Below are 22062 nucleotides of genomic sequence, written 5' to 3'. Positions count from 1 at the left end.
TTCTTACAGTTTATAATTCTTACCTCCTACTACATCATTGCAATCAAATCGGTTCAAAAGCAATTTATTTTGAGACTCTTCTATGATTCCTTTTCTTGTAGTAAAACCATACAAATATCCGACTTTTTTAGCAGTTTCAGCCACTAAATCAGTACAAGCTTCTGGCGTACCATAAGGATAAGCAATCATTTGAATAGCTTTACCTGATAGTTTTTCCAAATAGTTTTTACTGTGCTTTAATTCGTAAGTCAAGTTATCTTCACTCAACAATCCTAATGGATAATGCGTATGCGTATGACTTCCCAAACAATCTATATTTGCCAAATACTGCAATTGAGCCTTTGACATATAAAGCGATTCTAAAATTTCACTTTCTGAAAAATGTTTTTCAAAAATAGATTGCACTAACAATTCTTGTACATCAAATGAAATTTTAAAATTAAGCAAATACTTTAATTCAGCACTTGCCGCATCATCAAATCTATAATTGGTTTTGGCTTGTTGCAATTCTTCATGTGTTAGCATAGCAATTTTCTGATCTTTTAGATAATTCAATAACACATGGGATGGTATAACCGAACGCAATAAATGAATCTTATGAACTGTACTTACTCTTTTTTCCTCGACATTCATTGAATTCGCAAAGAAAATGGCTTGCATGCCAAATTCGTCTAAAATAGGTAGAGCAAAACTAAATTGTTCTTTTAAACCATCATCGAAAGTAATGAAGAAAAAATTGTCTTTTGACACTACTAATTCTTCATAATTAGCTAAAAATTCAGAAGGTGTAATCAAATCGCCTTCATTTTTAAGCAATTTTAACTGATGTTTAAATCGCATAGGAGTAACTCCAAAAACACTCGGATATGGAGCAGAAAAATCTTCTCTTATATAATGATAATTACTTATGGTTATCAAAATTAATCAATTTTATATTTTCTTTTAAAGCCTAAATCTTCAATAATTTTAGTGGTAAACAACCTTGCACCTTTGTCATTCAAATGCCCACAAGATGAAAAATAGTCATCTCCTTCAACAAAATGTTCATACTCTTTAATTTCAGGATACAAAGCTTTCACTTTTTTAAAATAGTCCATTCCTTTTACATTAGAACACATGGGCGTGGTTACCGCAATCAAATTGATGTTATTACTTTTACAAATTTGCTTAATTTCTTCGAAATAACGGTTACGCAAAGGCACTAAACTTTCAATATTATTTTTCATATTGGCTTTTGGGTTAAATCCTAATGGATAATAGCCATTGTTTGCTAATGTATTGCTTGGTTCTTGACGTAACGATTTATAAAAAGCCCGAAATCCAACTTTACTATCAAATTGGATGTATCTGTAAAAAGGCACATAATACAATTCTGCAAAATCAACTTCGGTTGCAAAATGAGTCGTGATGGTTTTTGATTGATGCATAAACGGCATAAAACGACCGAAAGTACCATCATCCCGTTTTTCGTTGGACAAATTCAAATCGGTTTCTACTATAACATTTTTTATTTCCCATCCGCGTTCAACCATTAATTTCAGCATCAGTGACGTTTCAAATAAATGAGAACCGCTCATTCCATAATTAAAGGTTTTTAGTCCTTCTTTTTCAAATAATGCCGGCACAAAATGGTTATTAGCTCTTGATGTTCCTAAAATAATCACATCGTAATTTTGTGGTTTCGAATTGATGACATTTTCAACCTTATTTCGAGTTTCCGATTGCGAAAAAACAGCGGTATAAATGAAATCCAATGCAAAAGCGGAAAGCAAAAGCACAAACATTATTTTTCCGATAAAAACTAAAAATTGTTTCATTAGAATTGGAAATAAATAAATTCTTTATAATCGGAATACACGCCTAAAGCTAATAAAGCCATAATCGCTAATGTAACTTTTACCCAACTGGCTTTCCCTGACAAAGGCTCTACTTTTGAACGATTGAACCATTCAACCAAAACAAAGACTAGTACTAAAAGTAGCAATTCAAAATTATAGCGCTCATTGTTCAAATATTGTGAGTTAAAATGGAAATCTGTAACCATTTTTTGTATATATCCTATGGCTTCTGAAATCGATTTAGCTCTGAAGAAAATCCAAGCCATTGTGGTTAAAGCAAATGTTCCTAAAATATTTAAAATGGTTTTTACACTACCAATATTCCAACCCATTTCAATTTCGCCCATATTGGAACGATTCTTATTTTGAAGTAATAGAGGTAAGAAATAAATCGCATTCAATAAGCCCCAAACAATAAACGTCCAATTGGCGCCATGCCAAAATCCACTTACTAAGAAAATGATGAAAGTATTTCTTACTTTCATCCACATTCCACCTTGACTTCCGCCTAACGGAATGTATAAATAATCGCGGAACCAAGACGATAACGAAATGTGCCAACGACGCCAAAACTCGGCAATATCTCTTGAAAAATAAGGGTAATTGAAATTTTTTAATAAATCGATTCCAAATAATTTAGATGTACCTAAAGCAATATCCGAATACCCTGAAAAATCGCCATAAATTTGAAAAGCAAAATACACCGCACCTAATGTTAACGACAACGAATTCATGGATTCGTAATTATCAAAAACCGCATTAGCATACGTAGCACAACTATCGGCAATAACCACTTTTTTGACCAATCCCCAAATAATTTGATAGACGCCTTCTTTGGCTTTTTCAAAATTAAAATGGCGTTTTATTTTTACCTGTGGTAATAAATGTGTGGCTCTTTCGATAGGACCAGCTACTAAAAGTGGAAAGTAACTTACAAATAGTGAATAATCAATAAAATTGCGTTCGGCAGTGATGCGTTTGTAATAAATATCAATTACATAGGATAAGCCATGAAAGGTATAAAAGGATATTCCAACAGGAAGTATTAATTTTAATAAAATAGGATTCGCTTGAAATCCGAAACCGTGCAACAAATCGGCAAACGATTGCGCAAAGAAATCGTAATATTTAAAAACACCTAAAAATCCTAAGTTAATTCCAATAGTCAACCATAACCACATTTTTAGTTTTTTATCTGAAGTGCTATTTTCCATCATGATGGCGCTGAAATAATCCAACAAGGTAGAAAACACTAATAAAAACAGAAAACGCCAATCCCAACAGGAATAAAAGTAATAACTCGCAACAATTAATACCGCATTTTGAGTGGTTTTATTTTTATTAAACACCAACCAATACAGTAAAAATACGATGGGTAAAAAAATGGCAAAGGATAAGGAATTGAAAAACATTTAACTATCTCTAAATTGTTTTTGATGATTGAGTTGCCAAATATCCTCATTTAAAAGGGATTTCAAAAATAATTCTGCACTATTCCCTTTTCCAAAATCACTTTCTGTTGGTTGCACTTTATGAGTATCTATAACATTGAGAGCATTAGAAATACATTCCAATGCATAATCTACATTGATGATATCAGCGTGAAGTGCACGATTTTGTTGACGTGTTCCGATATTGATAATGGGTAAACCATAATAAGGTGCTTCGCGAATTCCAGCACTACTATTTCCAATAATAAATTGGGATTTTTTCAATAAGGTTAAAAAATATTCAAATCGCAAAGAAGGAAAAATACGAAATCTGGGATTGCCTTTTAATTTCTCATACGCTTTTAATATAGTTTGACTTCCTAAATCGTTATTGGGATACACCACCACATAATTATGATGATCTGCTACTAATGCGTCTACAAAAGTAGTAGCATATTCCTGCATAAATTTGGCTTCAGTAGTCACAGGATGAAACATCGCAACGGCATATTTATCAAATGAAATTTCATAATACTGTTTTGCCGTTTCTAAATCAGGTAACGTATTGGAAAACATAATATCTACATCTGGAGAACCGATTGTAAAAATAGCATTTTCTAATTCGCCCATTTGAATCAATCGCTTTTTGGCCTGCTGGTTTGAAACAAAGTGTACGTGACTCATTTTACTAGTGGAGTGACGAATCAACTCATCAATGGTTCCAGAGACTTCACCTCCTTCAATATGGGCCACTAAAATATTATTTAAACTTCCTACAATAGCGCCTGCTAAAGCTTCCACTCTATCGCCATGGATTACAATCATATCGGGCTTGCACGATTTTACATAAAGTGAAAGTCCTTCGATAGTCTTAGCTAAAGTTAAATCCATCGTGGTTTCATGGGTGTGATTTTCAAACGTGTGAATATTAGAAAATCTACATCTTTCCACTTCTAACAAGGTATAGCCATATTCCTTTTGCAAATGCATCCCTGTAACAAAAATAAAAGGTTCAAATTCGGGATGCGCTTCCAAAATTTGAATCAACGATTTTATTTTGCCAAAATCGGCACGAGTACCGGTAAGAAATAGGATTTTTTTGGACATTTTTTGTTTGTTATCGTGTTGCAAATATAGGATTTTTGGTTAATTCTTTTGAATCAAATACAACTGAAATCAAATTCATCTTACTTACTTCAATGTCAGACTGAGCTTGTCGAAGTCCTTAGTAGCAAAATTCAAAAACTCATCATCTCATCAAAAACTGATTAACTCCAATGTCAGACTGAGCTTGTCGAAGTCCTTAGTAGCACTAATCTTCTTTTCCAAACTGAGTGTAATTCTTAGAAAATCTTACTAGCTTATCCCAATCTTCATCAATTAAAGCTTGTTTTTTTCTTCTACTCCATCCTTTAATTTTCTTTTCAACCATAATTGCTTGAGTAGGATCAGTAAACATTTCAAACCAAACTAATTCAACTGGTCTTCTTGAATAAGTATAAGCGTCTTTATCAATTCCTAGATTGTGTTCATATAATCTTCTTTCTATACTGTTAGTGATTCCTGTATAAAAAGAATCATCTTTACATTTTAAAATATAAACATAGAATAACTTCATCAAATGCAATATTTAATTGTTTCCATTAGGCTTCGACAAGCTCAGCTTGACAATAGTGGAATTACATATTTAAAGAACTGTAAAATCAACTAAAACCAATTAACTCCAATGTCAGACTGAGCTTGTCGAAGTCCTAAGTAGCACAATTCAAAAACTCATCATCTCATTAAAAACTGATTAACCCCAATGTCAGACTGAGCTTGTCGAAGTCCTTAGTAGCAAATTTCGTTTCCATTAGGCTTCGACAGGCTCAGCTTGACAAAAGTGGAATTATTCCATAAAAACTTACTCAAAATCACTAAAATCCAATTGTTCATCATTTGCGATGTCTCTTGTCGCATTTTTTCCTAATAACGAATCAAAATGTTCAGCTAAAATTTTACCAGTACCAGGTCGTTTTACCCAAATGTTTTCTTTGGTTAACACTTCTCCTTTTTGGATAGAGGCAATGGAACAAACTGTTGCAAAAGCAAAATCAATTGTTACTTGTTCTTCTTCGGCTGGTTTTTTGGTTCCACCACGCATTTGCGCCATTTCGGCACTATTGATGATTAATTCTTTTGTAGCTTGCTCATCCATACTGCATACAATATCTGGACCTGTTCGGTTCATGTGATCTGTAAAGTGTCGCTCTAAAATGGATGCACCTAATGCAACTGCACCTAAACAAGCGTTATTATTTAGCGTATGATCTGATAATCCAAAAACTTTATCAGGAAACGCCTGATGCATTTCAATCATAGCTCCAAATCGTACTAAATGAATTGGGGTTGGATATAAATTGGTAGTATGCAATAAGGCAACTGGAATATTGTGTTTGTCAAAAATTGCTACAGCTTTTTGAATACTATCTATTGTATTCATTCCAGTACTTAAAATGACTGGTTTCCCAAAAGAAGCAATATGTTCTAATAGGGGATAATTATTACATTCACCCGAACCAATTTTATAAGCCGGAATATCAAACTTTTTCAAACGTTCGGCAGCAGCACGAGAGAAAGGTGTTGAGATAAAAATCATGCCTTTGCTTTCCACATAATTTTTTAATTCTAGCTCTTCTTCTTCGTTTAAGGCACAACGCTCCATAATTTCATAAATGGAAACATCTGCATTTCCTGGAATTACTTTTTTAGCTGCACCACTCATTTCGTCAGCAACAATATGGGTTTGGTGTTTAACTACCTCAACTCCTGCTCTATGAGCAGCATCTACCATTTCTTTAGCCACTTGCAAAGAACCTTCATGGTTAATTCCGATTTCTGCGATGACTAAAGGTGGAAAATCTTGACCAATTTTTCTTCCTGCTATTTCTATATAGGGATTCATATTTAAGTATTTAGTATTAAATTACAAATTAATCGAATCATTAATTCTTTATCCTCTGGATTACTTTGAGCAACTAACAAGGCCAAAGCTGTTAAAGCATTATCATTAATTTTACGCTCACCATTATGCTTTAACAAATGACTATTTTTTTCCAAAAACCAAACAAATAAAAAGGCACCTATTCTTTTATTTCCGTCAGAAAAAGGATGATTTTTAATAACAAAATAAAGCAAATGCGCTGACTGTTCTTCTATAGTAGGATACAAATAATTACCATCAAAGGTTTGCAAAATACTTCTTAAAATCCCTTCAAAAGTTTTATCTTTTTGATTTCCAAAAAGCGATGTAGCTTCATTTTTTTGTATTAACTCTGCTCTTAAAACTTGTATGGCTTGAATAGCTTCTTCATATTCAATTTGATAGGAAACAACGCTATTCAAATTTTGCAAAGGTAGGGAAGCGCTATCAAATTGATTTAAAAGTATAAAACTTTTGGTATAATGATTAAGAATGTGAAGTAATCCTTTCGCCTCAGCCAAATCGTGAGTTTGATCAATATTGGTTTTCGATATAACTTCAACAATTTTTTCAAGCTCTTGTAATCTTTTTTTATTAACACTAATCCCTTCTACTAAATAGTCGCGCAATCGTTGCGTAGCCCAAATTCGAAACTGTGTACCTTGTTTTGAATTAACACGATAACCTACTGAAAGAATAGCGTCTAAATTATAAAAATCTACCTGATAGGTTTTACCATCTAATGCAGTTGTTGCATTTTTTGCAACAACTGATTGTCTGTCCAATTCATTATCTCTAAAAACAGCTGAAAGATGTCGTGAAATCACCGACTTATCTCTTCCAAAAAGTAGTGCAATTTGATTTAAATTTAACCAAACAGTATCATGCTCAAACCGAACTTCAATTTGAGTTTCACCTGTTATTGATTTATAAATTTCAATTCCGTTCATTATATCGTAATGTAATTTAATGGCAAAGAATACAAAAAAACAAAAATAACATATTTAAAACCAATTTGATTAAATAATTGAAATGATATCTTGAAGTTAATCAATATTTTCATAAGTAATCTTTCCATGTCAATCCCTAAGTTTAGAAACAAAATCAAAAACAACTTCAATTACAAACAAAATAAATCCGTCACAATCCACTTCCAAAAAAACTCCGTGAAACGCTGTGAAAACTTCGTGAAACTTTGTGTTCCAAACTTGAAACCTGAAACCTGAAACCTGAAACTTTAAACTTTAAACTTCCCAAGCAAATACTCCGCATAATCAAAATCTTCTTGTGTATCAATATCAACACTAGCAAAAGGATGCTTCACCTCTAATGGAAAAGACTCATTTGTAATGATTTCATTGTTCAGTATAACAGATGATTTTGTGATATATAACAAGCCATTTTCATAATATAAGGGTTCTAAGTCTTGACTACGTTGTCCAACTTCATAATTGTATGGAATAAATGCATTGTTTGCGATTTTTCCTAATTTGTGATAACTACGAGAAACGGTAAACAAACTGTCCACTTGTTTTTCTTGAAAAATCGTAAAAGCCTCTTTTAGTAAATTTTGTGGTCGAAGTGGATTGGTAGCTTGTAAAAGAATTACATTTTCAACTACTCCATCAATTGATTCTAAAACATGCTTTAAAGCAGAAACAGTTGGTTCTAAATCACCTGAAAGTGATTGAGGTCTATCAATTACTAGAGCACCATATTGTAAAGCTACTTGCTTTATCGCTTCATCATCAGTTGAAACATAAACCTCGTTTATAAAATCATGTCGTTTCGCATATAAAATGCTGTGTGCTAGCAAAGGTATTCCTCCCAATAGTTTTATGTTTTTACCCGGTAAACGCCTGGAACCACCTCGTACTGGGATTATTGCTATCGTTTTACTCATAATTAAATCAATTTAATGGATTCTGGATTCATCTTTAAATGAAAAACACGTAACCAAATTTCAAAAACCAAAATACTATACAACAATTTCCCAATTTTGAAAGTCGGTTTGGCTCGGTAACTGGAAATAAGTTGTATCACAGTTTTGGAATCAATTAGATTCATATCAGATGAGATGCCTTCTTGCATAAAACGAAGCAAAATATCACCCCAAGAGGTTTTTAAATAATCATAATACGGAATTGAGAATCCTTTTTTGGGTAATTTAAAAAACTCCGCTGGAATATAATCTGCACCTATACTTTTTAATAATTCTTTATCAATTCCATTAGGCATTAACTGTTCTATAGTCAAGTGCGATGTATATTCTAAAATGCGATAATCTAAAAAAGGACATCTCGATTCTACCGAATGAAACATATTAGCCGTATCCATTTTAAGCAAAAAATCATCTGTCAAATTAGATTTCACTCCCACATACAACATTTTATCTTCTTCTGAATGAGCAAAATTTGAAGCTTCTTTATATTTTTTTACCAGTTGATTTTCAAACTTTTGATTCGTTTTAAAAAGAACTTGTGCTTGTTTTTCTGGCAATGATTTTAAATGATATAAAGTTTCTACTCCTGCCCATTTATAAATTCGAGCATCGGTAATTTTAGAAAAACAATAATTATAAGGTTTTGTATCTGATTTTTTTATTACAATTTCCGCCAAACTCTTCGTCAGGCTATTTCCTGAAAATGCATTCTTTCTATACTGCAATGGACGTTTATAACCTCCAAAAATTTCATCACCACCATCTCCTGATAACATTACTGTAAATTCCTTTTTTGCTTCTTTGGCAATTGCCATAGCTGGAAGTAAAGAAGCATCGGCTAAAGGCTCTATATTTTGTAAGACATAAGGCAAATCGGCCACACAATGGGTATCCAAATTTACAATCTTATGTTTTATATTCAATTTTTTTGCAACAAAAGATGCCGCTTCAGCTTCATCCGAATTTTTATTATCTGGAACCGACATGGTTAATGTCGTTATATCTTGTTTTTGTTTTGAAGCCAATGCTGCAATAACAGCTGAATCCGTTCCTCCACTTAAAAACAAACCTACAGGAACATCCGCTTCTAATTGTTCGGCTACTGCTTCTTTGGCTAATTGATGTAAGTTTTCTTTATTTGCTTCAAAATTTGAATCGGTTTTATCTTTGTAATTGGGAGTCCAATATGTTTCTGTCTTAATTCCTGAAGCATTGATGGTCATCATGCAACCTGGTGCTAATTTTTGAATACCCTCATAAATACAAGAACCCTCATCGATATATTGCAAACTAAATAATTCATAAATAGCTTGTTTACTAATTTGAAGTTCTATTCCCGCCAAAGGAACAATTCCTGCTAGATTAGAAGCAAAACCAAACTCGCCATTAGAATTGTAGTGATAATAAAATGGCTTTTCACCAAATCTATCTCGAGCAATAAAGGCTTCTTTTTTTTCTGCGTCCCAAATCAAAAAGGCAAACATACCTCTCAGTTTATGAACAATTTCTGTTCCATATTCAATGAAGCCATTCAGTAAAACTTCGGTATCAGAAACACTATTGAAGCGATATCCTTTTTGCTCTAAGTCTTTCTTGATGTCTTTGTAATTGTATATTTCACCATTAAAAACAATAGTATATCTTTTGTTTTCCGAAAGCATGGGTTGGTTTGATCTCGGATTCAAATCCAGAATCGCCAATCGATTATGACCTAAAATACTATTTACATCGGAATGGGTATTGGAAAAATCGGGACCTCGATATTCCATTTCCTTTAAAGAAGCGGTTATTTGTTCTTTATGAAGATTGGAAACGCCATTCCAATTAATAATTCCATTTATTGCGCACATAATTCTTTATTCGTTTTGGAATCTTCTTTCCCATTTGGTAAAAATAGCAGCAAATTGTTGCGACCATTCAGGGTAATCTAAAATTTGATTTCCTGTCTCTTTATTTTCCCATCCTGAATTCACTTGTTCTAATGCAGTTTCCATACTTGCTACCCAATGAGAAACAACATTTGGCGCTGTTAACAAAACCCCATCTTTATGAGTGAAAAAATCGGAAACACCACCATTATCAGCTGCAATGCTGTAACAACCACTACAAATGGCTTGAGCCAAACTCAATCCGAAACCTTCTTTCCATAGAGTTGGAAATAAAAAGACGTGAGCTAATTGATAATACTTTGCTACTTCATTATTCGCCACTTGACCTATAAATTGAACTCCTTTGATTGCCTCCTTTCGTTTTGCTCCTACCACTAAAAGTACACCTTCATTTTGCAATTTTTCAGAATCTTTCCAAGCATTTAAAACAATACTCAATCCTTTTTTAGGACGGTCATGCGATAACCATAAAAATACTTTCTTTCCTGTAAACTGGTGTTGTTGAAGCAAGGCTTCTTTTTCAGCAACCGAAATTGACTTATAAATATTTTTCTCAATCGGATTATTCAAAACGGTTACTTCTGGTATAAATTCATCGTAACGTTCTTTATTGAAAGTGTAGGCTTTTTTAGTAAGAAAAATGAATTCGTCACAATGTTTCAAAAATTTCTTTTGCAAATTATCATCCAATAAATAAGAATGACCACAGCAGTAAAAAAGTAACGTAACTTTATTTTTGAGCTTTTTTTGTTCGACACATTCGCTAACAGCTAACATCAATTTCACATTATCAACCACACAAACTATGGCATGAGAATGTTGGTTAACCAATTGTTCCAAACGGTTGGTATAATGCTGATATCTTGTATTTGGAAATAACTTTAATCGCCATTTCGATTGCACTTGTTTTTCTCTATAAAAAGTAGTAGTTGTAGCTAACGATTGATTGGTTTCGCCACAAATAAAATAGTCAATTAAATTGTGGTCGCTTTTTAAAAAATATTCTAAACGCTGCGACCATGAGCCATTCTTTTGAAAAGGAATAGCTTGCTCTGTAATGATTATTTTAGCGGTACTCTTCATGCCTTTGATTTAGTCTAAAAGGGTAAATATATTGAGAAATTAATAATTCACAACTTCTTCAGTAGTTAATCCTTTATATTTTAAAAAAAATCTTCGGATTCCTTTTTGGTAAAACAACTTTTCTAGTACGTTATTTTTTAGCCAAAAAAGAAATTTTGAAGGTCGTTTTAAAGGTTTGTGTAAAACAAAATCAATTTCTTTTTCTTCATTTTTCAAGGTATTGAATGTTTCTTGCATCCAAGATTCTTGGACATTTCCTAGGTGATAAGTGTAATTATCATCGGTAGACAAACGCCAATATCCTTTTCTTATTACAGGTAAATCTAAAATTTTAGCTTCGCTAGTACCACCTAAACTAAATGGGGTTGCAGTCACGCCTAAGTCAGAAAAAATATTGCCACGATAGGTAGCCACAAAATGTCCTGCTCCTACAACGGCTTGTACCTTATGATGTGTCAGTGTTAAATATTTTTCAAAATGAACTGGCTTATAAAAATTGGGATTTCCAATGCTTGTTGCAAAAGCTTCAAAAGCAGCTGGATTTTTAACCTTAGTAAACGCCATTGTTTTAGAAAACAGTCTTTCGATTATAATATTAAACGTTTTATCGTTAAAGGATTTAGAAGAAGGCGTTGTACAAACTAAACCTGTTTTTGGAAAAGCCTCAAAGACTTCATACGTAGCTTTTTGCCAATGGTTTAGAAATAATACGTCGGCATCTGTTATGGTAATTAATGGAAATTGATGCCCCGTTAACCCTTTTAAAATAGCGTTTAGTTTTCCTATGGCTGTGGTATGAATTACTTCATGTATTTTTCCTTGTAGCTGTAATTGGTTTAGATATAAAATAACTTCATCGCAACTTCCATTGTTTACAACGGTAATGTAGGTTTTGGCATGACTGGTTGTAATTAAAGACTCTAAACAATAACGTAAAATTTGAAAACAATCTTTAAAATAATCATTCTGATGTGGGATATAAACAGGAACGATAACCTGATGAGTAAAATCAGATTTAGAAAGTATTTTATCTTTATTAGGATTAAAACCTACTCGCATTTAGTTTATAAATTGTTTGGTTATTTTTTTATACTTTTCAGAAACTGCTTGTAAACTATACTTGCAAAGATACCTTTCTCTAGATAAATTTGAAAGCATAAATCTTTCCGATTCATTTAAACTCAAAACTTGCTCTAGAGCTGCTTGCAATGTAGCTATATTTTCAATTTGAAACCAGAATGAACGCAGTCCTTCTAAACGCTCTTCCATGGCTCCCACTTTTGTAGAAATAATAATTTTTCCGGCGGCCATAGCTTCTAAACCTACTAAAGGTCCTGATTCTTCATAAGAAGGAATAATCAAAACATCAATTGCATCAAAAAATAAAGCCAAATTTTCATTTGTTAATGATCCTAAAAAATTACAATTCTTTTTATCTGAAATTATTTCTAAAAGTTCATTTTTTAATTCACCCTCACCAGCTATTATAAACGGTAAAGTAGTTTTAGAAAAAAAATTGGCTATTGGCAAAACACCTTTTTCACTGCTAAGTCTACCAAGATAACCAAAACGCAGCGCTGTTTTTGATTTTATTTCTAAAGCTAAAAGTTGATCTTCATTTAAAGCACATTGATCTATTATTGAATATGGTAAATCGATTTGATTGTTTAAATTACCTGCATTGGCTTCAGAGTGATGTATAAATAAACTCACTTTTTTTAGAAACGAAGCATCTGATTCTAGCACTTGTCTAATTGTTCCTGTTGTTCGAACTAAACATGGCATTTTTTTTTCATCACAATAAACCACTATTTCTGGTAAAAATTTGGATGTCAATTGCATGCAGAGTATTATTAAATCTGATTCATTTATCTTTTTTTCAATTTCTATTTGATATAATTTATCTAAATCAAAAAGCTTTTTTGAAACTAAATTATTTAAATACGCATAATTTTTAAGCTTACCTTTATTTACAATTTTAGACAACAAACTTAAAAAGTAAAGAAAAATATTGTTGGTATTTATTTTTTTTGGGACTGACTCCCATTTCGTTTCTTTTAAATTCTTCAATGCAAAAGAATCGGCCGTCATGTAGCCAGTAGACAAGATACTGACATTGAAATCATTTTCTAGTGCTCTGGCAATAATGTTGACCTCAACTTCTCTCCCTCCAAAATCACCTATTGGACCAATTAAAAGAATTTTATTTTTTAACATAATACATCTTTATAAAGATAGTAGTTTCCTAAAAACGGAAAATATTTTTTTTGACATCAGTCCATAATACAAACATCTAATGTTTACTTGAAACAACTTATAATTATTAATTTCTTTGGAATATCGAATTAAAATTAAATAAATCTGAAACAAATAATAATTAGCATTTTCTTTGTCGACTAGTTGTAAATTATAATAGATTTCGTCCCAACTCTTTATCAATTTATCAAACTCATCTCTATTTCTAATTGAACTTGTGTTGTCGGTATGTATTCTGCATCCAGATAAAATCTCAGATGTCATAATAATTGTTGGTTTATAGACTAAGGCTTTGAAAAAAAAATTAGCATCATCATTTGGACTATCTAGCCATTTAATTTGATTACAAATATCCTTAGAAATCATCCATGAAGTGGTTACAAAAAAACCACCTGTTTTAGCAAGTTTTTCAAGAATTCCTTTGCTATCGTTAATTTTATCTTCAAAAAAAGTTGGAAAAGGAAAATTATAATTTTCTTCGATTTCTAACTTAAATTTTTTCCACTTGGCAATTAAGATATGATTTTTTAAAGGCTTAAAGTTGATTTCATTTAATTGATTGGAAATTTTATTTGGAAATAAAATATCGTCATAATCTAAAAAAAGAATAAAATCTCCTTTTGCTTCTATCATTCCTTTATTTCTTGCATTATGTCGACCAGAATCGGTCGATAAATAAATAAGTCGTTCGTCTTCAATATTCAAAAAAGCTTTACATTCATCAATACTTAAATTACCATTACAGGTAATAAGAACTTCAATGTTTGTATAAGTTTGCTGTAAGGCACTAGCTACACAATCCTTAAAAAAGTCTTTTACTTGATGAACGGGAATAATTATTGAAACTAATACCATTAAAATTTAGAATTAAAAAATGTAAACCTAAAAAAGGTGCGACAAAACAAATCAATTATCTTACGCTTATCATTTAAAATTTGCTTGTAACTACTATTAACTTGCTCATATTTGTCATTTAAATAATTAAATGAACCTAAATTTTCAATAAAAAAATCGGTATGTTTTTTACTTAGATAGTCATATAAATATTTTTCTTTATTAACATCAGAAAGGCCTTTTAGCATGGAAACATTTTTTATTCTATAATAAAAGCAAACCTCGTTTAATCGTATAACATTGCCGCCTTTTTTTAAAATTGATATCCAAAAATCCCAATCTTCTAAACCATAAATCATATTTACATCATAACCACCTACTTCTGCCCAATCTTTTTTTCTAAAGAAAGAAGTGCAAAAAATCATGTTCTTTTTTGATAAATTAAGTAGCGAAAAATCTTTCAAACCCCAACTTCCACTTTCATCTCCAAACTTTTCAGCTAAACAATAAACCACTTTTAAATTTTGATCTTTGTCAAATTCTTTTAGCGCTAACTCGCCATATTTTGATCCAATTTTATCATCAGCATCTAAAGGTAAAATAAACGTTCCTTTAGCCATAGTAATTCCAGCATTTCTTGCCGAACTTAACCCTCCGTTTTCTTTGTGTAAATACTGAAATCTATTATCTTTTTCTATCCATTTTTTTGCTACTTGCTCTGTGTCGTCAGGGCTACCATCATTCACAATAATACATTCCCAGTTTTCATAGGTTTGTTCTAAAACCGATTGCAAGCACTCGTCTAAATACTGTGCTTGGTTATAACAAGGAACAATTATGGAAATTTTATTATTCATAAAACAAAGCTCTATATTGCGAATTAAATTTTTCTATTGCAAAGTTATCTTCTGCATATCTTCTAGCATTTAATGACAAAGTAGAATACCATTCTTTATTTTCCATGATTGCTGAAATTTTATCAGAGGCAAAATCTAGGAACATTTCACTTTCTACTGGTCCTAAAAACCCTTTTTCAGTATCTTGTAAATGTTCAAAAATACTTCCAACATTTGTAGCAATAACAGGTATTCCTAATTCCATTGCCTCCATGATAACAAGCGGAAAGCCTTCTCTACTAGAGGGAACAATTAATACTGAAATATCAGAAAACTGTTCTCTAATTAAATCTTTATCATTACAATTTTCAAAGTAAATAACATTGGGATATTCTTCTTTAAATTGATTAAAATTATCTCCAATTGCTTTTGCTTTTATTTTTAATTTTTTAACAATTTCTAAAAATAATTCCGGACGCTTTTCAGGTGAATTTCTTCCTACAAATCCAATAGTAAAATTATTCCATCTAAAATCGATTTTACTAGAATCAAATTTGTTAATTTCAATACCATTAGGTATAATTACAAATCTATTAATCAATTCCTTATCTATTTTACTCTCACTATATAGTTGTTTGTAATCTTCTAATGTTTTTGTATTAATAACCACGCGTTTATCTAATAAATCAACAAAAGGTAGTGAAGTAATTTCAATTCCTCTATCAGGAAATGAAAAAGCATGCGTTAAATCAATTGCTTTACTCTTTCTCTTTAATCTTGAAACAAAATTATAAAAAAGGTTACTATTACAGCCAAAAAGTACTACAGGAAAAAAAAATGAAATAATCTGAAGTAGTTTAAAGGCATATTTTCTTCTTCTGGGAGAATTAATTAAAAAACAATAGGCGTTTTTTTTAAATTCATCTTCAATTTGATTTGAACTTGAATAGTCGAAAAAAACTACAGGTTTATAGGGTAAAGCTTTAATGATATTAAGATGCACACGCTCTGCACCACCAATGTGGTGATGAGGAATAAATATAAATAGCAGTTTACCTCTTTTTATCATTTTTGAATTTTATATTTTTTTAAAGAGCTTATGTAACCCTTGCTTTATTTTTTTTAAAAAAGCATTAAAAATCAAAAACAGATAATATAGTAGCAGTATTTTTAAATATAAAAAAAATGATATGATTTTATTAGTATAAAAAACGGCTAAAACATTAGTATTATTTATTCTTGAATTAAATTGATAAAAATTTAAAAAATAATGGTTTAAATAATTTTTCAAATACCGTTTATCATTTGCTAATCCATTTACATTTAACTCTTTACAAATATCTGGTATAAATAATTTAAGTGAGTTAGCGTAATTAATTGCAAATTTATATTTGTCATTAATAGCAGCCGCCATATAAATACTGTCCGGCAGACAATCTGTAAAAACAGAATAATTATTTTTAGAAGCTAACATTGCTCGAATATGCACCTCAGGATCATTTAACCTTGGATAAAACTCATTAAAACCTTTTATCTTTTTAACAAAATGAGCGTTCCACGTTGTGCACATAATTCCCCAATGTACTTTACATGACAAAAAATCTTGAAGATAGTTTTCGCTTATTGGAATAGTTACCGTTTCCTTTGGTTGATTTTCATTTTGAATATACATAGGAAAAACCCAAAAATCCTTATCTGTGTTTTCTAATATTTTTGCAATTCTTTCTTTTAAACAATACGTCATTAACACATCATCTGAATCAAGGAAAATTACATATTCTCCTTTAGACTGTGAAAGACCATAATTTCTACAAGCGCTTGCTCCTTTTGGACTTGTAGTTGGTCGAATTAAATAGTTAATTCTTGCATCTGTAGTCTTATAATTTTCAATAACTTCTAAAGTAGTATCTTCTCCTCTATCATCAACTACTAAGCACTCCCAATTTTGATAGGATTGCGCTATAACACTATCAATTGTTGCGCCTATCGTATGCGCACGATTGTAAGTAGGAATGATTATAGAAACTAGAGGATTATGCATATTTTCAATTCAAAATCTTAAAAATTCAGTATAATTTTACAAAGTAACAAAACTAAAACATTACTATTCATTAACTAATGATAAAAGTGTGTTTATTTTTTCATGTACCGCAGCTTTTGAATATAATTTATTTAATTTAGTTTTATTAATATTAATATCATAATCATTTAAAGGGGTAGCAATTAATTTGGAAACTTGACTAATTGAAAAAACTTTTATTCCTATGGATTTATAATACTGATATACTGGGCTTTTTTCATTTAAAAATAGAGAAGCTCCTAAATAACCAGAAATAATAATGTTTCCAACTCCTTGTTGTCTATTATGGTTAAATATCAGAGTACCACAACTTAATAAAATTTCATTATATTTTTCTAATGGCATAAAGTCAATCAATGGCTGAAAATTAGCCCCTAGTAATTCACGACCGGCATTCAAAACCTGTTTTTTATACGCATCATTTCCTCCATAACTTAAAGGAACATAAACAATCCGATCTTTCAAATCTAACTTGGATAATTCTAAAAAAACTTCTACATGATTATTGCTTGGATCAGCAGAATTACCCAATAAAATATTTGGCTGATTTTTAACATTTTTATCTATTTTATTACCTAATAAATCTTCAATACAGCCATAAGTAAATGGAGCATACTTTACTTTTGAATTGATTTTTTTTACAAGTGGAAATTCAGTTGGAACAACAGGTACCACAAAATCAATCAGCTGAACCGATTGATAAAATTTCGTATTAAAAGTATTGTTTAGTATTTTGAAGGCTCTTATATTTATGTTCTTTACTAAATTTATGTTTTGAAAAAGTAAAAAGGCAAACGAGCTATTCAGGAATTTATCTTTAAAATTTGATTTGATTTGTATAAGTAATTTCGTTTGAGACTGATAAATATCTTTCTTTAAAAGAGACCAATTCTCATATAAATCATATCCCCATATAAACCATACTTTTTTTATTGTTGGAAAAATTTCTCTAACCAAATCTTGTTTATCATTATCCAAAGCATGAAAAAAAACAACATGATTTAAATTAGAGTTTATATAATCTAACAATTCCTTCTTATCTTGATGTATTGCTAAATCTACTCTTTTAACATTTGTAGATTTTACATAATGTAACGCATCTCCCTTTTGTTTAATAATGTAATAAACAGATTGATTAGGAATAACCTCCTCAAACAATTTTATGCTAGGATCAATAAACTTATCATCGTTAAAAATGTGAACAATTGAAGTAGACATCACTAACAATTAATTAATGGTTCTAATTCTTTAATTACTTTAGCAGGAATACCTACAATCAAGCAATTATCAGGAATGTCTTTGGTTACAACTGAACCCGCTCCAACTACAACATTTTTACCAATAGTCACTTTTGGTAAAATTGTGGCATTAGTCCCAATATTGGAAAAGGCACCAATGGTACAATTTCCTGAAATATGAACTCCTGGTGACATTTCAACAAAATCGTTTATGACAGAATCATGACCTATAGTACAGTTTAAATTTATTAAAACGCCTTTCCCAATAGTAATATCATTAGTAATAACGGTTCCTGTCATAATATTACATCCATCGCCAATACGATTTTCAAAATGACCTATTTGTGCAAATGGACTTATTGTACTAGTAAAAAGACCCCCAATTTGTTCAAATTGTGTAACTAATTTTTTTCTCAAAACAGGATTTCCTATACCAATAGTAAAACGGTTGTCAACAGTTTTTAAATAATGAGAAGCAGCTTCCTTTGTCTGTAGAACTTGAAAACGACCATATAATAATTCAGGTGTATCTTTACTTATATCATCATAAAAAACAACATTTTCTAGTTGATTTAGTTGATGTAAAACCTCTAATACTTCCTTCGCAAAACCTTTAGCGCCTACTATAATCATAAATTAGCGTTTAATATCGATAATATGAATTGTAATTGATTATTATTTAACTCTACATACAAAGGTAAACAAAGTATTCTTGAAGCAATACTTTCAGAAACAGGCATTTTTTTACCATCCAAATAATCAATGGTATTCAACGAAGGATAAAAATAACGTCTTGGAAAAATTTGCATTTCATTCAAAGCATTTTGAACGCTTAATAAAGTAACTTCGTCTTTTAAAATGATAGGGTAATAACTATAATTCCATTGGGTATTTTCTCTTATTTTCAAAGTTTGAATATGGTCTAAGTCTAAATTTTCATTGTAGAAATCTACCACTCTTTTTCGCTCTTTTAAAATGGTTGACATATGAGGCAAAACAGCTAACCCCATTGCCGCTTGCAATTCGGATATTTTACCATTAATTCCTAATCCATGAAAGGCTAACGGTCCATTATGTCCGAAATTATGACTATAAAATAATTGATGCTGTAAAGTGGTATCCTTTGCAAATAAAGCGCCACCTTCACCAGTGTGAAACAACTTCGTGGCATGAAAACTACAAGTACTCACGTCCCCATAATTAAAAATAGATTGACCATCATAAGTTACCCCAAAAGCGTGTGCAGCATCATAGATTACCTTTAAATTATGCTTATTTGCTATAACTTCAATAGCTTCTACATGACACGGATTACCAAAAACATGTGTTGCTAAAATGCAAGTCGTTTTATCAGTTATAGCCGCTTCAATTTTGCTTTCATCAATCGTTAAATAATCCGGGTGAATATCAACAAAAACAGGAGTACAATGTTCCCATACTATGGCAGCCGAAGTAGCTACGTAACTAAATGGCGTAGTAATAATTTCACCTCCATTACCCAACAATTTTAATGCGATTTGAATGGGAATTGTACCGTTATTAGTTACTAGAATATGATCTACCTCTAAATAATTTTTTAACTTTTCTTCTAATTCCAACAACAATTCGCCTCGATTAGTTAACCATTGGTTCGCCCAAATGCGTTGCAATTGATCTTGATACTCTTTAATGGGAGGAAAAAAAGTTTTGGTTACGTTAATCATATTTTTACTTTCTTTTTGCTAAACACCAAATACCCGTAATCATTTGTCCTTCATTAAAAACAGCTTTATTTGATCCTGAATCTTTTTTCATTAAATATTTTACTACAGGAAAAATAAAAAAAGAAAAGATTTTTCGAAACTTAACTGGACAACCTCTTCTAGCATATAATGCTAGCATTGACGCCATACTCCCATGCCAATTATTGAAACTCTCCAAATTAATTACTTCAAAGTTGTTTTCTTCTAACATCCTTTTCAAAGCAAATGGCGTATACCTAAACTCATCGTTTGGCACATCATGTAAAGTCCATAAAAACGGAACTGTTATCAATAAATTTCCGTCTTTTTTTAAAAGTCTACTTAGTTCTTTTAATGTATTCTCTGGTTTAGGCATGTGTTCCAAAACCTCAATTAATATGGCATTATCAAATGTGGAACTTTCTAAAGGTACTTTGTATCCATCCCAAAAACAATCAGGCTTTAGTGTTTTTTGATAAATTGGATTTTCTATATCTACTCCTATATAATTTGTAATTCCAGAATTTTTTAATATCAAATCTTTGTAGGGCATAGTACCACAACCTAAATCTAATAAACTCCCATTTATAAAATAACGTTCAGAAATTTTCTGAATCAAATCTCTTTTTTGTACCAATGGAAAATAAACATCCATATTAGTAATTGTTAATCTATCTATTTTTTTCATTAATCTTTTTGGTCTCCCATTTTAATTTTGGCCTTACAACTCCACCTATTTTGCCAAACCAATTCATTTTTCGCTCTTCAGATTCAACTGCACTCCAAGAAAAAACATCATCAAGATCTATTAGTATTTTAGATTCATTGACAAAAATTAATCTTAATTTATATTTAACATCGTTAAGAAAATTTTCAGGAAGTTCAAACAATGTTTCATAATTTCCAGCTTTAATGTTTTCAACATGAGATATTGAGTTCAAAATAAAAACATCGTTAAAATCTTTTAACACAAGACTAAAATTAAATGCACTCAAATCACATAAAACATCATAATTAATATTAACAAAAGTTTTGTTTGCAATTGAAAAAAAATTATCTGAATTTAACTCTAGTCGGTTTATTACTATTTTATCGGATTGATACAATTCATCTAATTCCTCTTTTTTATAAATTACCTTTTCAAATGATTCTTTTTCTAAATAATAATTTACCGCATTTTCAGCATCGCTACTAAATACTACTTTCCCATGTTCTAAAACAATACCTTTGGTACACAAGCTCTTCACTGCCGCCATATTATGACTCACAAACAAAACCGTTCTACCACCTTCTCTTGAAATATCCTGCATTTTTCCAATGGCTTTCTTTTGAAACTCTACATCACCAACCGCTAAAACCTCATCTACAACCAAAATTTCTGGTTCTAAAAAAGCCGCTACAGCAAAAGCCAAACGAACGGTCATTCCGCTACTATAGCGCTTAGTTGGGGTATCAATGTATCGCTCGCAACCACTAAAAGCAATAATTTCGTCTAATTTAGCCGTGATTTCTTTTTTGGTCATGCCTAAAATAGCACCATTCAAATACACGTTTTCTCTTCCTGTTAGTTCTGGGTGAAAACCAGTTCCTACTTCTAACAAAGAAGCAATACGACCACGCGTTTTGATACTTCCGGTTGTGGGAGCGGTGACTTTAGATAAAATTTTAAGCAAAGTAGATTTTCCAGCACCATTTTTACCAATGATCCCTAAAACTTCTCCACGCTCTACTTCAAAATTAATATCTTGTAATGCCCAAACGTATTCGCTTTCTCCTTTGGTAGTACGATCATTTGTTTCTCCAACTTTCAAATAAGGATCTTCCTTGCCACGCACTTTATGCCACCAGCGATTTACATCGTGACTTAACGTACCCGTGCCTACAACACCTAAACGGTATTGTTTGGAAATATTTTCTGCTTTTAATATGATATCTTTTTTACTCATTTTATTT

The 22062-nt window shown here is 31.1% G+C and carries 21 protein-coding genes; all 21 read right to left on the bottom strand.

The window, feature by feature from the left end:
- Positions 1-3: 3 nt before the first annotated feature.
- On the bottom strand, positions 4-918 hold the full coding sequence (locus tag GFJ94_RS06790; RefSeq protein WP_153200800.1) for a polysaccharide deacetylase family protein: 915 nt from the start codon (positions 916-918) through the stop codon (positions 4-6).
- Positions 919-920: 2 nt separating this feature from the next.
- On the bottom strand, positions 921-1817 hold the full coding sequence (locus GFJ94_RS06785; protein WP_153200799.1) for a hypothetical protein: 897 nt from the start codon (positions 1815-1817) through the stop codon (positions 921-923).
- Complete coding sequence (locus GFJ94_RS06780; RefSeq protein ID WP_153200798.1) at positions 1817-3250, bottom strand: MBOAT family protein; 1434 nt, start codon at positions 3248-3250, stop codon at positions 1817-1819. Before GFJ94_RS06780 ends, GFJ94_RS06785 begins: the two co-directional genes overlap by 1 nt.
- Complete coding sequence (neuC, locus tag GFJ94_RS06775; protein WP_153200797.1) at positions 3251-4375, bottom strand: UDP-N-acetylglucosamine 2-epimerase; 1125 nt, start codon at positions 4373-4375, stop codon at positions 3251-3253.
- 205 nt (positions 4376-4580) lie between these two features.
- Positions 4581-4886: a GIY-YIG nuclease family protein gene (locus GFJ94_RS06770; protein ID WP_153200796.1), complete on the bottom strand. Its 306-nt coding sequence runs from the start codon at positions 4884-4886 to the stop codon at positions 4581-4583.
- A gap of 285 nt (positions 4887-5171) precedes the next feature.
- Entirely contained in the window at positions 5172-6212 is a 1041-nt protein-coding gene (gene neuB, locus GFJ94_RS06765) for an N-acetylneuraminate synthase (protein ID WP_153200795.1), read from the bottom strand.
- Positions 6213-6214: 2 nt separating this feature from the next.
- The gene (gene rhuM / locus GFJ94_RS06760) at positions 6215-7180 is read right to left on the bottom strand and encodes a virulence protein RhuM/Fic/DOC family protein (RefSeq protein ID WP_153200794.1); all 966 of its coding nucleotides are present in this window, start codon (positions 7178-7180) and stop codon (positions 6215-6217) included.
- A 287-nt stretch (positions 7181-7467) separates the two neighbouring features.
- Complete coding sequence (locus tag GFJ94_RS06755) at positions 7468-8133, bottom strand: cytidylyltransferase domain-containing protein (protein ID WP_153200793.1); 666 nt, start codon at positions 8131-8133, stop codon at positions 7468-7470.
- 2 nt (positions 8134-8135) lie between these two features.
- Complete coding sequence (asnB, locus tag GFJ94_RS06750) at positions 8136-10022, bottom strand: asparagine synthase (glutamine-hydrolyzing) (RefSeq protein WP_153200792.1); 1887 nt, start codon at positions 10020-10022, stop codon at positions 8136-8138.
- A gap of 6 nt (positions 10023-10028) precedes the next feature.
- The gene (locus tag GFJ94_RS06745; RefSeq protein WP_153200791.1) at positions 10029-11144 is read right to left on the bottom strand and encodes a glycosyltransferase family 4 protein; all 1116 of its coding nucleotides are present in this window, start codon (positions 11142-11144) and stop codon (positions 10029-10031) included.
- A gap of 39 nt (positions 11145-11183) precedes the next feature.
- Positions 11184-12203 (bottom strand): glycosyltransferase family A protein, encoded by a 1020-nt coding sequence (locus GFJ94_RS06740; protein ID WP_153200790.1) that lies wholly within the window; start codon positions 12201-12203, stop codon positions 11184-11186.
- Positions 12204-13361 (bottom strand): glycosyltransferase family 4 protein, encoded by a 1158-nt coding sequence (locus GFJ94_RS06735; protein WP_153200789.1) that lies wholly within the window; start codon positions 13359-13361, stop codon positions 12204-12206.
- Between the two features lie 9 nt (positions 13362-13370).
- Complete coding sequence (locus tag GFJ94_RS06730) at positions 13371-14255, bottom strand: glycosyltransferase family A protein (RefSeq protein ID WP_153200788.1); 885 nt, start codon at positions 14253-14255, stop codon at positions 13371-13373.
- On the bottom strand, positions 14255-15091 hold the full coding sequence (locus GFJ94_RS06725) for a glycosyltransferase family A protein (protein ID WP_153200787.1): 837 nt from the start codon (positions 15089-15091) through the stop codon (positions 14255-14257). The genes GFJ94_RS06730 and GFJ94_RS06725 overlap by 1 nt, the downstream gene beginning before the upstream one ends.
- Positions 15084-16139, bottom strand: a complete 1056-nt coding sequence (locus GFJ94_RS06720) for a glycosyltransferase family 4 protein (RefSeq protein ID WP_153200786.1) — start codon at positions 16137-16139, stop codon at positions 15084-15086. Before GFJ94_RS06720 ends, GFJ94_RS06725 begins: the two co-directional genes overlap by 8 nt.
- A gap of 9 nt (positions 16140-16148) precedes the next feature.
- Positions 16149-17111 (bottom strand): glycosyltransferase family 2 protein, encoded by a 963-nt coding sequence (locus tag GFJ94_RS06715; protein WP_153200785.1) that lies wholly within the window; start codon positions 17109-17111, stop codon positions 16149-16151.
- 63 nt (positions 17112-17174) lie between these two features.
- Positions 17175-18368 carry a TDP-N-acetylfucosamine:lipid II N-acetylfucosaminyltransferase gene (locus GFJ94_RS06710; RefSeq protein ID WP_153200784.1) on the bottom strand — a complete coding sequence of 398 codons (1194 nt, stop codon included), beginning with the start codon at positions 18366-18368 and terminating at the stop codon, positions 17175-17177.
- A gap of 2 nt (positions 18369-18370) precedes the next feature.
- Positions 18371-19021 (bottom strand): acetyltransferase, encoded by a 651-nt coding sequence (locus tag GFJ94_RS06705; RefSeq protein WP_153200783.1) that lies wholly within the window; start codon positions 19019-19021, stop codon positions 18371-18373.
- Entirely contained in the window at positions 19018-20091 is a 1074-nt protein-coding gene (locus GFJ94_RS06700) for a DegT/DnrJ/EryC1/StrS aminotransferase family protein (RefSeq protein ID WP_153200782.1), read from the bottom strand. The genes GFJ94_RS06705 and GFJ94_RS06700 overlap by 4 nt, the downstream gene beginning before the upstream one ends.
- Before the next feature lie 4 nt (positions 20092-20095).
- Positions 20096-20797, bottom strand: coding sequence for a class I SAM-dependent methyltransferase (locus tag GFJ94_RS06695; RefSeq protein ID WP_153200781.1), 702 nt, complete (start codon positions 20795-20797; stop codon positions 20096-20098).
- The gene (locus GFJ94_RS06690; protein WP_153200780.1) at positions 20781-22055 is read right to left on the bottom strand and encodes an ABC transporter ATP-binding protein; all 1275 of its coding nucleotides are present in this window, start codon (positions 22053-22055) and stop codon (positions 20781-20783) included. Before GFJ94_RS06690 ends, GFJ94_RS06695 begins: the two co-directional genes overlap by 17 nt.
- Positions 22056-22062 lie beyond the last annotated feature (7 nt).

The organism is Flavobacterium sp. LMO8 (assembly GCF_009495755.1).
In the GTDB taxonomy this organism is placed as follows: domain Bacteria; phylum Bacteroidota; class Bacteroidia; order Flavobacteriales; family Flavobacteriaceae; genus Flavobacterium.
The sequence above is the reverse complement of the archived record's forward strand: the minus strand, read 5'-3'. Positions and strand labels throughout refer to the sequence as shown.

Coding starts and splice junctions, on each gene's coding strand:
- GFJ94_RS06715 (WP_153200785.1), bottom strand. CDS start 17,111: ATGCATAATCCTCTAGTTTCTATAATCATTCCTACTTACAATCGTGCG.
- GFJ94_RS06710 (WP_153200784.1), bottom strand. CDS start 18,368: ATGTCTACTTCAATTGTTCACATTTTTAACGATGATAAGTTTATTGAT.
- GFJ94_RS06690 (WP_153200780.1), bottom strand. CDS start 22,055: ATGAGTAAAAAAGATATCATATTAAAAGCAGAAAATATTTCCAAACAA.
- GFJ94_RS06755 (WP_153200793.1), bottom strand. CDS start 8,133: ATGAGTAAAACGATAGCAATAATCCCAGTACGAGGTGGTTCCAGGCGT.
- GFJ94_RS06770 (WP_153200796.1), bottom strand. CDS start 4,886: ATGAAGTTATTCTATGTTTATATTTTAAAATGTAAAGATGATTCTTTT.
- rhuM (WP_153200794.1), bottom strand. CDS start 7,180: ATGAACGGAATTGAAATTTATAAATCAATAACAGGTGAAACTCAAATT.
- GFJ94_RS06740 (WP_153200790.1), bottom strand. CDS start 12,203: ATGCGAGTAGGTTTTAATCCTAATAAAGATAAAATACTTTCTAAATCT.
- GFJ94_RS06745 (WP_153200791.1), bottom strand. CDS start 11,144: ATGAAGAGTACCGCTAAAATAATCATTACAGAGCAAGCTATTCCTTTT.
- asnB (WP_153200792.1), bottom strand. CDS start 10,022: ATGTGCGCAATAAATGGAATTATTAATTGGAATGGCGTTTCCAATCTT.
- GFJ94_RS06720 (WP_153200786.1), bottom strand. CDS start 16,139: ATGATAAAAAGAGGTAAACTGCTATTTATATTTATTCCTCATCACCAC.
- GFJ94_RS06700 (WP_153200782.1), bottom strand. CDS start 20,091: ATGATTAACGTAACCAAAACTTTTTTTCCTCCCATTAAAGAGTATCAA.
- GFJ94_RS06705 (WP_153200783.1), bottom strand. CDS start 19,021: ATGATTATAGTAGGCGCTAAAGGTTTTGCGAAGGAAGTATTAGAGGTT.
- GFJ94_RS06725 (WP_153200787.1), bottom strand. CDS start 15,091: ATGAATAATAAAATTTCCATAATTGTTCCTTGTTATAACCAAGCACAG.
- GFJ94_RS06780 (WP_153200798.1), bottom strand. CDS start 3,250: ATGTTTTTCAATTCCTTATCCTTTGCCATTTTTTTACCCATCGTATTT.
- neuC (WP_153200797.1), bottom strand. CDS start 4,375: ATGTCCAAAAAAATCCTATTTCTTACCGGTACTCGTGCCGATTTTGGC.
- GFJ94_RS06785 (WP_153200799.1), bottom strand. CDS start 1,817: ATGAAACAATTTTTAGTTTTTATCGGAAAAATAATGTTTGTGCTTTTG.
- neuB (WP_153200795.1), bottom strand. CDS start 6,212: ATGAATCCCTATATAGAAATAGCAGGAAGAAAAATTGGTCAAGATTTT.
- GFJ94_RS06695 (WP_153200781.1), bottom strand. CDS start 20,797: ATGAAAAAAATAGATAGATTAACAATTACTAATATGGATGTTTATTTT.
- GFJ94_RS06730 (WP_153200788.1), bottom strand. CDS start 14,255: ATGGTATTAGTTTCAATAATTATTCCCGTTCATCAAGTAAAAGACTTT.
- GFJ94_RS06735 (WP_153200789.1), bottom strand. CDS start 13,361: ATGTTAAAAAATAAAATTCTTTTAATTGGTCCAATAGGTGATTTTGGA.